The organism is Bacteroidota bacterium, from assembly GCA_005882315.1.
GTDB lineage: Bacteria > Bacteroidota > Bacteroidia > Chitinophagales > Chitinophagaceae > VBAR01.
Map to the genome: position 1 here is coordinate 1,738,926 of VBAR01000001.1, position 15,078 is coordinate 1,754,003.

General features: G+C 39.5%; 10 protein-coding genes. 2 read left to right on the plus strand and 8 right to left on the minus strand.

Annotated elements, in window-relative coordinates:
* The first annotated feature begins 77 nt into the window (after nucleotides 1-77).
* Nucleotides 78-2,510, plus strand: coding sequence for a bifunctional YncE family protein/alkaline phosphatase family protein (locus E6H07_07260; protein TMI65699.1), 2,433 nt, complete (start codon nucleotides 78-80; stop codon nucleotides 2,508-2,510).
* 66 nt (nucleotides 2,511-2,576) lie between these two features.
* Here E6H07_07260 and E6H07_07265 read toward each other — a convergent pair whose 3' ends face one another.
* Nucleotides 2,577-3,047 carry a DinB family protein gene (locus tag E6H07_07265; GenBank protein TMI65700.1) on the minus strand — a complete coding sequence of 157 codons (471 nt, stop codon included), beginning with the start codon at nucleotides 3,045-3,047 and terminating at the stop codon, nucleotides 2,577-2,579.
* Between the two features lie 8 nt (nucleotides 3,048-3,055).
* Nucleotides 3,056-6,826, minus strand: a complete 3,771-nt coding sequence (locus E6H07_07270) for a secretion protein (protein ID TMI65701.1) — start codon at nucleotides 6,824-6,826, stop codon at nucleotides 3,056-3,058.
* A gap of 258 nt (nucleotides 6,827-7,084) precedes the next feature.
* Between E6H07_07270 and E6H07_07275 the strand changes: the two genes are divergently transcribed.
* A complete protein-coding gene (locus tag E6H07_07275; protein ID TMI65702.1) occupies nucleotides 7,085-8,503 on the plus strand; it encodes a metallophosphoesterase in 1,419 nt (472 codons plus the stop codon).
* Nucleotides 8,504-8,582: 79 nt separating this feature from the next.
* Here the strand turns inward: E6H07_07275 and E6H07_07280 are convergent, their stop codons facing one another.
* Genes E6H07_07280 through carB form a run of 6 tightly spaced genes read right to left on the minus strand, consistent with a single transcriptional unit; the run spans nucleotide 8,583 to nucleotide 14,980 of the window.
* The gene (locus E6H07_07280) at nucleotides 8,583-9,776 is read right to left on the minus strand and encodes an ATP-grasp domain-containing protein (GenBank protein ID TMI65703.1); all 1,194 of its coding nucleotides are present in this window, start codon (nucleotides 9,774-9,776) and stop codon (nucleotides 8,583-8,585) included.
* A gap of 17 nt (nucleotides 9,777-9,793) precedes the next feature.
* Entirely contained in the window at nucleotides 9,794-10,156 is a 363-nt protein-coding gene (locus E6H07_07285; protein ID TMI65704.1) for a hypothetical protein, read from the minus strand.
* The gene (locus tag E6H07_07290) at nucleotides 10,157-10,372 is read right to left on the minus strand and encodes a hypothetical protein (protein TMI65705.1); all 216 of its coding nucleotides are present in this window, start codon (nucleotides 10,370-10,372) and stop codon (nucleotides 10,157-10,159) included.
* Nucleotides 10,359-12,215, minus strand: coding sequence for a hypothetical protein (locus E6H07_07295; protein TMI65706.1), 1,857 nt, complete (start codon nucleotides 12,213-12,215; stop codon nucleotides 10,359-10,361). The genes E6H07_07290 and E6H07_07295 overlap by 14 nt, the downstream gene beginning before the upstream one ends.
* The gene (locus E6H07_07300; protein ID TMI65707.1) at nucleotides 12,212-13,333 is read right to left on the minus strand and encodes a hypothetical protein; all 1,122 of its coding nucleotides are present in this window, start codon (nucleotides 13,331-13,333) and stop codon (nucleotides 12,212-12,214) included. The genes E6H07_07295 and E6H07_07300 overlap by 4 nt, the downstream gene beginning before the upstream one ends.
* A gap of 3 nt (nucleotides 13,334-13,336) precedes the next feature.
* Nucleotides 13,337-14,980, minus strand: coding sequence for a carbamoyl-phosphate synthase large subunit (gene carB / locus E6H07_07305; GenBank protein ID TMI65708.1), 1,644 nt, complete (start codon nucleotides 14,978-14,980; stop codon nucleotides 13,337-13,339).
* Between the last annotated feature and the right edge of the window lie 98 nt (nucleotides 14,981-15,078).

The following is a 15,078-nucleotide window of genomic DNA, read 5'->3' on the forward strand; positions in this document are numbered from 1 at the left end:
TGATGTCATTATTTTATAACAATACCACTTTGCGGGTATTCTTTTTAGATTCGTACCTTTCGCACAAGAAAAATTTTATGAGAAAACTTCTTTTTATCCTTCTTTTTTTAATTGCCAGCAACATTTTTTCACAAACTGTTCAGCAGCTTGAATCAAAACGTATTGGTCTTCCCAATGGTTGGAGCCTTACACCGGTTGGTAAAAGTCTTCCGTTGGGTGATCTGCCATTGAATATGGCTATTTCGCCAAACAAAAAAATAATTGCAGTAACTAACAACGGGCAGAGTAAACATTCATTGCAACTCATCGATGCTGTTAATGATAAAGTATTGTCAACAGTTGAAATTAAAAAAGCCTGGTATGGTTTAAAATTTACTGCCGATGGAAAATTCCTATATGCTTCCGGCGGGCACGATAACTGGATATTGAAGTATGCAACTGCTGGTAAGAAACTGGTTTTAAAAGATAGCATTAAACTGGGAGATAAATGGCCGAATAAAATTGCTCCGGCCGGAATTGAAATTAATGATGCAAAGGAAAAAATGTATGTAGTAACAAAAGAAGACAATTCACTTTACATCATTGATATTCCTTCAAAAAAAACTACAAAGAAAATAACGTTAGGCGGCGAAGCATACGGTTGCCTGCTTTCTCCCGACAAAACCAAAATTTATATCAGTTGCTGGGGCTGTGATAAACTGATTGTGGTAGATACAAAGACTGAAAATATAATTACTAAAATCCCGGTCGGCGATAATCCCAATGAATTATGTCTTTCAAAAAACGGAAAAATTCTTTTTGTTGCAAATGCAAATGATAATTCAGTTTCTGTTATCAATACCACAGAACAAAAAGTAATTGAAACATTAAATGCGGCTTTGTTTCCTGATGCACCTCCAGGCTCTACTTCAAACGGGCTTGCATTAAGTGCAGATGAAAAAACATTATACGTTGCGAATGCAGATAATAATTGTCTGGCGGTTTTTGATGTTGCTAAACCCGGCTTTAGCCATAGTGAAGGTTTTATTCCAGTAGGCTGGTACCCTACGAATGTAAAACTGATCGGTAAAAAAATATTTGTTACAAATGGGAAAGGCTTTTCGTCAAAGCCGAATGCAAAAGGACCAAACCCAATCGATAAAAAAGATGAAGTAAGTCACCAGCAGGCAATTTATGATGCGCACCGAAACCGTATTGATTATATCGGTGGTTTGTTCAAAGGGACAATGAGCATTTTTAACGAACCGAATGAACAACAATTGGCTCAATACTCCGGAGTGGTTTATCGCAATACGCCCTATAATAAAGACAAAGAGAAAACTGCAAAAGGAGAAGCAGGTAATCCGATACCTATGAAAGTAGGAGATAAGTCGCCGATCAAATATGTATTTTATGTCGTAAAAGAAAACCGCAGTTACGACCAGGTGCTGGGTGATATGCCCGGTGGCAATGGTGATACAAGCCTGGTATTATTTGGTAAACACATTACACCGAACCAACATAAGTTGGCCGGAGAGTTTGTCTTGCTGGACAATTTTTATGTAGATGGAGAAGTAAGTGCGGATGGACATAACTGGAGCCTCGGTGCATACGCAACAGATTTTTTAGAAAAGAACTGGCCCACAAGCTATGGTGGACGTGGCGGAAGTTATAATGCAGAAGGAACAAGAAAAGTTGCAAATAATAAAGGTGGGTTTATCTGGGATCATTGTAAAAAAGCAGGAGTAACATACAGAACCTACGGCGAATTTGCTGATGATTACAAGGCGAATATTCCTGTGCTGGAGGGACATTTTTGTCCTTACTATACAAGTTGGGACCAGGATGTAAAAGATACTACCCGTTTCCTTCAATGGAAAAGAGAGTTTGATTCATTGTTGGCAAAAAATGCAGTACCACAATTCAACTCATTACGGTTGATCAATGATCATACAGAAGGCTTAAGAAAAAATAAGCCAACACCTTTTGCTCATGTTGCCGATAATGACCTGGCTGTAGGAATGTTTGTTGAATATTTAAGCAAAAGCTCTATTTGGAAAGAGACAGCAATCTTTATAGTAGAAGATGATGCACAAAATGGTCCCGATCATGTGGATGCACACCGCACTACGGCTTATGTAGCTGGAGGTTTTGTAAAAAGAAAATTTATTGATCATACAATGTATTCCACTTCGTCTATGCTGCGTACGATGGAGTTGATTCTCGGCATACCACCAATGACACAATACGATGCAGCAGCAGAACCGATGTGGCGTTGCTTTACTTCAAGACCCGATCTTTCTCCCTTTGTTTCTGTTTCATCTAATATTAATTTGAAAGAACTCAATTCAGTAGTAAACAAATGGCAGCAGAAAAGTGAAACATTTGATTTTACAAAAGAGGATAGTGCACCAGATTTAGAATTCAGCGAAGTGATCTGGTATGCTGTGAAAGGTGAAAGTGTCCCTTTTCCCGGACCAAGACGTTCGGCGTTTTTGAAAGTAAAAAAAGAAGAAGAGGAAGATGATTGATGAATGAAACGTGAAATGTCAAAAGTGAAAAAGCTATCTCACGTTTCACCTTTCACGTTTGACGGTTTAGCTCAATATCTTCTTCAGGTACGCCACTTGCCCTGCATGATAAATATTATGCTGTATTAATCCGTTAAGCATAAAACGGAAATTGTACCGACGGTTAGGAACTATATCACTTAAAAAGTCATCATCTCTTTTATTGAGATTGGCTATGATTTTTTTATGAATGGATCTGAATTGTGCCAACCCTTTTTTCCAGGTATGTTTTTGTTTAATAAGCTCCCGCCAATCATTGGCTTCTATTTCTTTTAATTCATTTTGATTTCTGTTTTCAAGATTGGCTAAAGCAAATTCAGCCCATGTATTCATATGCCAGATCAGTTCGATCAAAGAATGTTCAGTGTTGTTAGGTTTGACAGATGCTTTTGATCCATCAACTTCATCCATCAACTCATACACGGCACGTCCAAACCAGGGTTGACCACTTAGTGTTGTTTCAAAATTTTTAATGATGGATAAGACTTCTTTGTTCATATAAAAAATTATAGCCCGGTTAGTGTTAATGTAAAACCGGGGTTTACAATACAGGATGCACCTGTATTTAAAGTAAGGCTTTTGATTGTTGGGTTACCGGTTATCACTGGATAATTTACCAGCCCGTTACTGATACGTACATCAGTTGTCGGTCCGGGAAGCACTCCACAAGCCCAGTTGCCGGTATTGAACCAATCGGTATTTACTGCACCTGTCCAAAATACTTCACCTGATAATGGGCTACAGGGATAACCTGCTCCGAAACCAGAAAAGCCTGTATTCTTAAATTCACTTTTTATAGAACGGGTTGTGCCAGTCGTACCGGCAGTGGCTCCGGCAATTGTTACATCATCAAGATGCACATTGGAAGGTGTTACATCGGGAATATTAAATCCGTTTGAAACTTTTATGATTTGGTTGTTTGCAAATAGTCGCCCTGTTGGAACCTGCCATCCGCTCACTTCGGCACCAGTATAATAAAGAGTGATCTGATAATTACCAGCAGTGGTATTATTGGTTGGTACTACTTTAATTGATTTTGAAAGAAGATAATTTGATGCATCATTGTTCCAAAACTGTGCAGATGTATTACCCGCCCGGTCAACAGTTACTTGCGTACAGCCATAATCAAACGAAGTAAGGTTTTGTATACGGGTCATTAATTCATTATCAGCTGATGAATAAAAGTATACATCGGCAAAAGGGCCGAGGTATATAGTTTTTGTAGAGTTAAGCACTGTTTCCACAGGTGTTTCAGCAACGGGTTGTTGTTTCAATCTAACATTTGGCCTGAAAGAAGAAATAAAGTTTGCTGTTGGTAATGTACATCCTGCAGCACTAGATGTTGCTGTTCTGTCGTAGTGCATGTTTAGAACACTTGTAATTGTAGTTGCCACTGAGTCGGCTTCCGAATTGCCACCACCGCCGTTTCCATTGTTATAACATATTTCAATTAATAAGTTCTTTGTGCTATCCCATGCAAAGGGTGTGGTAAGCACAAAATTATTTATACCAGCAATGGTGGAATAGCTTACCGGGCCAAACACCGTGGTGGTACCCGTTTCAAATGCACCACCATCTAATGAAGTGGTAGTAGTGTTTTTCATCTTTATAGTAAGCCCATTGTATGGGATCGTACTGTTTTTAGAAACAACATTCAATGCCATTTCAGTAAAGTTGGAAATAGTACCGTCATAAAAACCGGCTGCCATCAGTTCAGAAGAGGTAAGCAGTATTTGAGTTCTGGCATCGTTGAACTCTCCTCTGAAAGGATGCATGAAAGTTGTATTGCCCGAGCCAATTGTTGCCAATGGTGTTACAGCGACGTGTGGCGCAATGTCATTATCGGTTATTGTAAATGTATAGGTTTGATTTTCGGTACCAGTAACTGCATTGGTGCTACCTGCTGCTAATGAATAAGTCAGAGTCAAAAATTCAGTTGTTTCTACCGATGCATCATCATATATGCGAAGTGTAAGGGGTAATATAGTTGAGCCGCCAACAGTAAAGGATAATGTATTGCCTGGTGTTGCAAAGTTTCCATTGGTAGTAAAATCATAGTCTGTGCCGAGAATTGCAGTAGAAGAAACAGATGGATTGATAGTAATAACCGCGGTGCCACTACCAGCCAGGGGCTGGTTTGTTTTCATATTTACGATGTAATCTTTATAGTTTCTGCATCCTGCAGTTGTATTTGTAATTTCTTTTTGTGTGTCGCCAGAAAATTCAAACTGAATATCCGGTGCCGTTATAGTAAAGTTGGTATTATTAATATCAAAAAAGATATTGCCAACCGATTCAACTTTAATTCGGCAAGTGCTGAAGGTGGTTGGCAATGCGGGCAAGGTTACAGATTGTGTTCCATCATTAGGTGTGCTGGCAAGTAGTGTTGTGAAAGTATTTCCGCCATCTGTAGAAAGAGAAATTTTTACATTCGCACAACTCACGGGTGCGGCTGTTGTATTGGCCACATCCCAGGTAATGGTTTGTGCTGAACCGCCGGTCCATATTACACTTGTATTAGGTGATGTAATTTGAAAAGGCCCCGAGGTATTGGTAACGGTTACTACGATATCATCAAATTGTGATTGACCTACTGATTGCGGAACAGTGGAATTAAAAGGAGCATTATCTCTTGCGGTTAGTCTAAAATTCAACGTTCTTGAAACAGAACTTAATGCTTCTGTGTTTGCAATTGCATCGCCACCAGGTAATGGGCCTGATATTAACTGCCCGGCAAGTATGGTAGAAAGTTTAGGAAACAATCTGGTCGGTGAGGTGGTAGGTGAAAAAGAAATCCAGTTTGGGCCTGTGGCTTTTGTGGCGCTTGCCACACTGGCATTGCCTGTTTGTGTGCCGTTGGCATTGTCGTTTTGTTCCCAACTATAGGTAAGCACATCACTTGGATTGGCATCTGTTGCAGAACCCGTTAATGCAAATGGTGTGCTGATGGGAATGGTATAATCGCTTCCTGCATTTACAACAGGTGTTGCATTGGTGGCAGAAATGTTTACTGTAACAGGGCAGGTCTTGGTTGCAAGATTGGCTTGTATTTGTGCAATAGAGGCCTGGTGATAATAAGCAATAGAATGCGGCGCTACATCCTGATCGGTAATACCGGCATAGCCCATAATGGTAATGCCGGAACCAACTTCTTTATTTACACCGGTGCCTTCGATTGCATATGAAAAAGTATGATTGGCCCCTAACTGGTGGCCTATTTCATGCACGACATAATCTATATCAAAATTATCTCCTTGCGGAATGCCATCTGAAGGAGAAGTAAAGCCACTTCCTTTTTGGCCATTCACACAAACACAGCCAATACAACCTGCATTACCACCACCACCGGAGTCGCCAAACAAATGCCCGATGTCATAATTCGCTTCACCAATAACTGATGTCAATGTGTTTTGAACTTCTCCGTTCCATGCACCACCTGAACCTGTAGCAGGGTCAGAATAGGGGTCAGTGGCTGGGTTATAATAAAAAACATTTGTTGTGTTTGCGATTAAGTTCAGGTGAAGAGCCAGATCTTTTTCATATACACCATTACTTCTTGTTAGGGTGGCGTTTACAGCGGCCAATACCAATGCAACCTGTGCAGCGCTGGTAGCGCCAAAATAGTTAGAGTATTCGGCCGTAACAGATTGTGCAAGCCGCATTGTTTTTAACTCGCCTGCCGAACTTAAAATGATATTAGAAGATTGAATGGATGTACTAATACCAGATAATAGTCGCTGATCTTGTGTGCTGCATGTCCATGGTAATTCACCTTTTTTTCTTACTGAGTTAAACACAGCATAAAACGAATGATCTTGGGAATAAGGTTCGACAAATTCATTTTCTGTTCCTGTTCTGAAAATCATGGACTGTACACCCTGAGGTGAAATACTTAACTTAAGCGTTGCTTGTTTGTCTGTAATTCCTTTACCGGAGAAGGCTCTTATATCAGGAAACCTTGTTTGCAGTTCCTGTTCAAAGTTGGATGCTTCATACACTTCAAACTGTTCCATCTCTCCTTGTACATTTGGTATAGTAATGATGGTGGAATGCTGTGCCTGATCACCAACAATGGAAAACAACTGTTGACGGAATGCAATTATGTTTAAGCCAAATAATTTATAGGTGCCGGGAAAAGATTTTCTTTTTACCGCTTTGTCAGGAACTAATGTAGTGGCATCATTATATTGCGACCAATAGCTTTGCTGCGCAGCAGCCTCAAAAGAAATACAACTCACTACACATAATAATAGAGCTGCTTTAAAAAATTTTATCATATTTCATAGTTCGACAACCCAATCTTTGTTCTGGGTTGAATTGGTGAAGGGATTTATTATACAAAGTAGCAAATTCCGCCAAATTTCATCTAAACTTTGTCGCAACCGCCTTTTATTTGCCAAATCTAAAAAAGAACCTGCTACAATTACCACCGGTTGTGGAATTATGATCAGAGCCAGGTGACCCGGATCAATTCTGACAATCAATACTAACAAATAATTTCAGCATCTTTGGCCCTCACCAGATAATTGTTTTAAATGAAATATTTATTGACCCCGATCTTATTATTTTTGTTTACAAGCCTGAATGCACAACAAACAGACTTCCTGGTAAAGCCCTATTTACAAATCGGCAAAAAGCCATCACCACAATCAATGCAACTGCTATGGCATTCAACGGTATCAAACGATGTATGGATTGCAGAATATAAAAATAGTACCAGCAACGACTGGATAAAATCAGAAAACCCAACTACATCAAAAATTGCTGTGGCAGGTATTGACCCTTTTTTGATTTACAGCACATCATTTACATCGCTGAACCCGGGTGGTACATTTCAATATCGTGTTTCAAAAAATGGTAAGATCGTTTTCACCGCAGAAGCAAAAGCTTTGAAAACGCCGGAGCAATCTTACCGGGTTGCTATTTTGGGTGATATGGCTACAGGTACTAAGCAATCCGGCCGAATTGCAAATGGGATCTATAATTCAAATCCTGATCTCGTAGCTGTTGCCGGTGATATTGTGTATAACCGTGGAATGATCTCAGAATATAAAACAAAATACTGGCCGGTATATAATGCTGATCAAATAGATTCATTCAACGTGCCATTATTACGTTCAATACCTTTTGTTGCTGCACCAGGAAATCATGATCTATTGTCAAGGGATCTGGATCAGTATCCTGCGTCATTGGCCTATTATCATTTCTGGGAACAGCCCTTGAACGGTCCCGATGGAAAAGAAGGCGGTGCTTTGGTACCAACATTAAAAGCATCGGATGCAAATCGCAAAGCATTTCTCGATGGGGCGGGTGAAAAATATCCGCGAATGTCTAATTTTTCTTTTGACTATGGCAATGCACACTGGACGGTACTTGATTCAAATCCTTATGTTGAATGGAATGATTCGTTGCTGAAAGACTGGGTGATCAAAGATCTGGCAGTTGCCCAAAATGCTACATGGCGTTTTGTATTGCTGCATCATCCGGGTTTTAATTCTTCCCGTGCACATTATGAGCAGCAGCAAATGCGTTTGCTGGCGCCCATTTTTGAAAAAGGTAATGTTGATATCGTATTTGCAGGGCATGTACATAATTACCAACGCAGTTACCCAATGACATTTAAACCGGATAATATGGGTAGCCAGCTTGTAGCTGGCGCCAGCAATACTAAAACAGGGAGAATAGTAAATGGTCAATGGACATTAGATAAAGATTTTAACGGCAAAGGAAAAACAAAACCCAAAGGTGTTATTTATATAGTTACGGGGGCCGGTGGCCAGAGCTTATACAATCCTGAACAATCAACAGATAAAGATAGCTGGCAGAAATTCACAGTGAAGTTTGAATCAAGGGTTCACACATTTACTATTGTGGATGTATCGGGGAAAACATTAACACTGCGGCAGGTTGATATAAATGGTAAAGAAGTAGACAAAATAAAAATTACAAAGTGATAGTAAAGAGATATAAAATAAAAAGAGCTGCATACGCAGCCCTTTGCTTATAATCATTTTTATATTGTTAATCCCAGTTCTACTTACTCAAATACATACTCCTATCCTTATACAACTGTCTGAAGTAAGGATCTCGCAGGTCTTTTATAAAACGTATTGCTTCACCTGTTGATTTCATTTCTGGTCCTAGTTCTTTATTTACTCCGGGAAATTTATTGAAGGAGAAAACAGGTTCTTTGATTGCGAATCCTTTTAATTTTTTCTCAAACTTAAAATCTTTCAGTTTGTGTGTGCCGATCATTATTTTGGTGGCTACATTCAGGTAAGGTATTTGGTATGCTTTTGCAATAAACGGTGTTGTACGGCTGGCCCTAGGGTTGGCTTCTATCACAAACACTTTATCATTTTTAATAGCAAACTGGATATTGATCAAACCCTGGATCTTTAATTCCCTTGCAATTTTTTCTGCATATTCTTCCATGGTGTGAACGATCAATGGCGTAAGATTAAAAGCTGGCAGTACAGCGTTGCTATCACCACTATGAATACCGGCCGGTTCGATATGTTCCATCACACCCATCACATGAAAATCAGTGCCGTCAAAAATGCCATCTATTTCTGCTTCCTGGCAACGATCAAGAAAGTGATCAACCAGGATCTTGTTGCCGGGTAAATGTTTTAATAAACTCACTACAGCTTTTTCCACTTCATCATCATTGATTACGATCCGCATTCTTTGCCCACCCAAAACATAGGAAGGACGAACCAGAACAGGATAACCAACTTTATTTGCAACAGCTACTGCTTCATCAACTGTTTCAGCTGTTCCGTAATCAGGATAAGGGATGTCAAGTTCTTTCAGCATATCACTGAAACGGCCACGGTCTTCTGCAATGTCTAGGCTATCGTAAGATGTACCGATTATTTTGATTCCTTTTTTATGTAAACGTTCGGCGAGTTTCAAAGCCGTTTGACCGCCCAGCTGAACAATGACACCATAAGGTTGTTCGAGTTCAATTATTTCCCAGAGGTGTTCCCAGTAAACCGGTTCGAAATAGAGTTTATCAGCCATATCAAAATCGGTACTCACTGTTTCCGGGTTGCAATTGATCATGATGGCTTCATAACCACATTCTTTAATTGCTAATAAACCGTGTACGCAGCAGTAGTCGAACTCAATGCCCTGGCCGATCCGGTTAGGGCCGCTTCCTAAAACTATTATTTTCTTTTTATTGGAGGGGATCGATTCGTTGTGCTTCAAAGTCTGATTCATGGTGTGCAAAAATAGGGTTACCACGGGTTTTCGAGGTCAGTTTTTACATATAAGTGGCCTCTGTTAATAAATAATGTTTCGTTGTTTTTATTTCGTTTTTTAAAACTCAGTTTTCCGCTCATTCTGGCAAAAAATGCAATGGGGGTGAGAATGAAAAAGAATACAATGAATAGAATGATACGGCTATTGATCCAGCCCAATATTTTCGCCAGCCCCATCCATGCCCGGTGAATCAAAACAGCCCAGGAGGGTATGAAAAACGCAGGCAGACAAATGCCCGTTACGATAGCTACAGGCCAGTAATTTTTTAGCAAAAAGGAAAGAATTAAGAAACCGGCTACTATTACGATCAGGGATATGGTTTCTTTTTTCAATTTCATTTAAAATAATGAATAAATAAACGGAGCCAGTGCCGATGAACCGCCAACAATCAGTAAAACACCGAGTAGTACTAGAATAATGATGACGGGAGTCAGCCACCATTTTTTCCGTTCTTTCAGAAATAAAAAAAAGTCTTTTAAAAATTCCATTGTCTGCAGATTCACTGCAAAAATACAATGAACAGGCTTAATGGTTGTGTTTTTAATCATCTTCAAATTCTCTTTGTTTCAACTTATCAGAAAGCTCAGGCTGCTTTTCTTTATAAAAAATATAATTATTTATTACAAGTAGATCCATTCCAGTATTCATAAAACACAGGTAAGCCTCTTCAGGTGTATTCACAATCGGTTCGCCTTTCACATTAAAACTTGTATTCACAAGCATCGGGCAGCCGGTCAACCCCTTAAAAGCAGAGATCAACTGATGGAATTGCGGATCGGTTTCTTTATGTACTGTTTGAACTCTCGCTGAAAAATCAACATGGGTGATAGCCGGGAACTGGCTTCTTAGTGTGTTGAGTTTTTCTTTTAACCCCAATGACTGATAATTTTCCGGCAGATCATTTCTGAATTCTTTTTTTAGTGGTTGAACAAGAAGCATGTATGGAGAAACGGATTTCAATTCAAAATAATCAGATGCATATTCTGCCAGCACGGCGGGGGCAAATGGCCGGAAGCTTTCTCGGAATTTTATTTTGAGATTGAGTTGTAGTTGCATGTCTTTATTCCTTGCATCTGCTAATATGCTTCTGCTTCCAAGTGCCCTTGGTCCGAATTCAGTTCTTCCCTGGAACCAACCCACGACTTTCCCATCTTTTAATTGAGTGGCTGTAGCTGTACACAGATCCTCAAATAATTCAAAATCTTCATATACAGCATTGAATTTTTTACACATCAATTCAATTTCACCGGTTGAATAAGATGGTCCGAGAGAATAAGATTCAATTCCAGTATTATTTATATTTTCTCTTTCTTTTTCGAAATAGATATAATAGGATGCCAATGCGGCACCGATAGCTCCGCCGGCATCACCAGCAGCTGGTTGTATGAAAATGTTTTTGAACAGGCCACTGTTTTCAATTTTACCATTGGCAACACAGTTCAATGCAACTCCACCAGCAAGACATAAGTTTTCTGAACCCGTGAGTTGTTTTGCATGTGCCGCCATTTTCAAAACAATTTCTTCGGTTACAATTTGTATGGCTAGTGCAAGATTGCAATGATGTTCATTTAATTCATCTGCCGGTTTTCTTTTTGATAAGCCAAATAATTTTTCAAATACTTCATCCTTCACCATTGTTAAGCCAACCGGGTAATTGAAATAATCCAGGTTGAGTAAAATTGAACCATCATCATAAATTGTTACCAGCTTATTTTTTATTGTTGAAATGAAAGCTACAGTTTCATTGCTTTCAGCATTTCCATAAGGAGCAAGACCCATCAATTTATATTCGCCACTGTTTACTTTAAATCCTAAATAATAAGTGAACGCAGAATAAAGCAAGCCAACTGAGTGAGGGAAGTTTAATTGTTTTAATATTTCAATTTTATTTCCGTTGCCTTTGCAAATGGTAGTGGTAGCCCATTCGCCTACACCATCTATCGTTACAATTGCTGCATCCTTAAAAGGCGAAGGATAAAATGCACTGGCTGCATGGCTCAGGTGATGTTCAGGGAACTGAATTTTTATTTTTTGTGTAAAAGCGGGATCATTTTTTTTCAATTCATTCCTTATCAGTTTCTTCAAAAAGATCTTCTCTTTCATCCATACCGGCATCGCCTTGAAAAAAGAGAGGAAGCCTTTCGGAGCATAAGCGTAATAAGTTTCCAGCAGACGTTCAAATTTCAGCATCGGCTTGTCATAAAAAACAATTGCGTCCAGATCCTGCAAATGCAGACCTGCATGTTGTAAACAAAACTTTATAGAATGAAAAGGAAAAGAAGCGTCATGTTTTTTTCGGGTGAAACGTTCTTCCTGTACTGCAGCAACGATCTTTCCATCGCGGATCAAAGCAGCTGCGGCATCATGATAGTATGCAGATATGCCGAGGATATTCACTCGTTAAATTTATTTTTCAGGTAACTGCTCAATTCAACAGCAATGATTTTTCCAACCGTCTCAGCACCTTTATTGGTAAAATGAATATTATCATAATACAAACTTGTTTGCTTGGGCATTTGCTTTGCGAGGTCAACCACTTTTATTTCAGTCCCAAATGAACGTACTACATCATTATATTTTTCAAGAATCTTTTCAGCCAGCTCATAGTTAGTAATAGGCGAACTACCGGGAACTCGTTTGTTTTTCATGTTCAGCTTCGTATCAGGATCGGTATAGTCACCGTACAGTGAAGGTTGTGTGATCCAGATGGGCTCCATATTATTTTGCCTGCAGAGTTTGATCAGCGAATCAATCCTTGCTTTATATCCTGCTAGAAAAACATCTTGTTTTTTTAGCATTGAATCAATATAAGTTTGTGTAAGAACAGTATCGCCCAACTTTGTAAAGTTGACTTCCTTATGGATCAATCCTTTTTTCCAGGCTTTTTTGATAGCGAGAAAATTCATAATGGTAGAACCTGTTTCTGTTTTATTGGCCACTGATTTTATAAAACTTTTGAAGGAACGGAAATTGATCTTGTTCTCATTCATCAGGTCAAATAACTCGGGCCGTTCTGTTTCTACATCATTGATACCTGTCAGAAAAATAACAAACCGCGGTTTCAGTTTTACCAGGTAATCTTTTGTAAGCAGCAAGTGACCAAATGTAGAATGTCCATCCAACCCTGCATTGTTGAGCCATAAATTGGGAATAGAATCACTAAGCTCTGCCCCCAGTTGTGCAGGCCATGTAAGGCTGTCAGATATAAAGCGACATTCAGTGGTGCTGCCACCCACAACTATTATCGAATTGATCTTATCAATATCACCATTCGGTTCAGCCCCGCGGAAACCCAATGAATTTTTTGAAAAATAGATTACCTGATCGAGTTTGCTTATCCATTTATTGTTGTACTCGGTTTTTATATTAGAAGGTAAAACAAGCTTGCCTCTTTTTAAGGCAAACGGAAATGGATTATAAATGCGAAGAATTATTTCACATAGCAGAAGCCCAAGGAAAATTCCGAAACAGACAGCTTTAAAATTTTTCCATCTGTTTTTTTTCGGGACTGTCATTGTTTATTCAAATGTGGAATAAAAATAAGGAGTCTTGGCCTCAAACTCAGCGCTGCAGGTGTCTACCATTTTATATACACGGGTAATCCCATTTTTTTTGCGGAATTCATACAATTCGTCTTCTGTTCCGTCATTCATAATGCGGCAGATCTGCTCATCACCGAATCCCATTTTCTTTGCTTCTTTCAACAGTTCAACAGGAAGTGTTGCCAATTTATGTTTAGCGATCAATTTTTCCATCTCGCAGATCTTATTGATCTCGTTCAGGAACCATTTGTCAATTCCGTTTGTCGCTTTTGAAATTGTATTGATACTTACACCCATCATCAGCGCATCTTTGATACGGAAGATGCGGTCCCATTTCGGCGTTTTTATATGTTCAAGAATTTCTTCAGCATGCATCATGCTTTTTCCATAATAACCTAAACCAACAGCATTGTTTTCTAAACTCTGACAAGCTTTTTGTACAGCTTCAGTAAAACTTCTGCCAATTCCCATTACTTCACCTACACTTTTCATTTGCAGACCAAGTGTATCATTGGCACCCTTAAACTTATCAAAATTCCAGCGAGGGATCTTGACGATCACATAGTCAAGCGCCGGTTCAAAAAATGCTGAAGTATTTTTAGTGATCTGGTTTTCCAGCTCATCCAGGTTATAACCGATGGCGAGTTTAGCTGCAATTTTTGCAATTGGGTAACCGGTTGCTTTACTTGCCAGCGCCGATGACCGGCTCACTCTCGGGTTGATCTCAATTGCAATGATCTCTTCTGTTTCGGGGTTTAAAGCAAACTGAACATTACAACCACCCGCAAAATTGCCGAGGTCACGCATCATCATGATGGCAGTGTTGCGCATGAGCTGCATAGCTGTATCGCTGAGTGTCATTGCCGGGGCTACAGTAATGGAGTCTCCGGTATGCACACCCATCGGGTCAAAATTTTCAACCGAACAAATGATACACACATTATTATTTGCATCGCGGAGCAATTCTAATTCAAATTCTTTCCAGCCCAACACAGCTTGTTCAACTAATACTTCATGAATAGGTGATGCTTCAAGACCGCGGTTAAGTGCTTCATCTAAAAAATCTTTATTTAGTACAAAACCACCACCTGTACCACCCAACGTAAATGATGGACGTATAACCAACGGGAACCCGATTTGTTGTGCAAATTCTTTTCCTTCCAAAGATGAGTTGGCTGTTTTTGCTATTGCCACCGGCACCCCCAATTGGATCATCCATTGGCGGAATTTTTCCCGGTCTTCAGCTTTATCAATTGCTTTTATATCAACACCGATCAAACGAACATTATACTGTTTCCATATGCCAAGGTCTTCAGCTTCTTTGGCAAGATTGAGTGCTGTTTGTCCACCCATAGTTGGCAACACGGCATCAATCTGGTTTTCCTGTAAGATCTGTTCGATGCTTTCAACATTAAGGGGTAATAAGTAAACACGGTCGGCCATCATCGGGTCGGTCATGATGGTAGCCGGGTTGCTGTTGATGAGGATCACTTTAATGCCTTCTTCCCGAAGGCTTCGGGCGGCCTGTGTACCTGAATAATCAAATTCGCAAGCCTGGCCGATAATAATGGGGCCAGAACCAATAATAAGAACGGATTTTATCGAATTGTCTTTTGGCATTTTTTATTTTTTATTCGCTACCCGGTGAAAATTAGGTGGCTAAAAACAAATTGCGCAAAACTAAGGGAATGGCAGGGTTTTGAAGGAAGAGGGTAAAT

Coding starts and splice junctions, on each gene's coding strand:
- E6H07_07275 (TMI65702.1), top strand. CDS start 7,085: ATGAAATATTTATTGACCCCGATCTTATTATTTTTGTTTACAAGCCTG.
- E6H07_07280 (TMI65703.1), bottom strand. CDS start 9,776: ATGAATCAGACTTTGAAGCACAACGAATCGATCCCCTCCAATAAAAAG.
- E6H07_07265 (TMI65700.1), bottom strand. CDS start 3,047: ATGAACAAAGAAGTCTTATCCATCATTAAAAATTTTGAAACAACACTA.
- E6H07_07260 (TMI65699.1), top strand. CDS start 78: ATGAGAAAACTTCTTTTTATCCTTCTTTTTTTAATTGCCAGCAACATT.
- carB (TMI65708.1), bottom strand. CDS start 14,980: ATGCCAAAAGACAATTCGATAAAATCCGTTCTTATTATTGGTTCTGGC.
- E6H07_07270 (TMI65701.1), bottom strand. CDS start 6,826: ATGATAAAATTTTTTAAAGCAGCTCTATTATTATGTGTAGTGAGTTGT.
- E6H07_07300 (TMI65707.1), bottom strand. CDS start 13,333: ATGACAGTCCCGAAAAAAAACAGATGGAAAAATTTTAAAGCTGTCTGT.
- E6H07_07285 (TMI65704.1), bottom strand. CDS start 10,156: ATGAAATTGAAAAAAGAAACCATATCCCTGATCGTAATAGTAGCCGGT.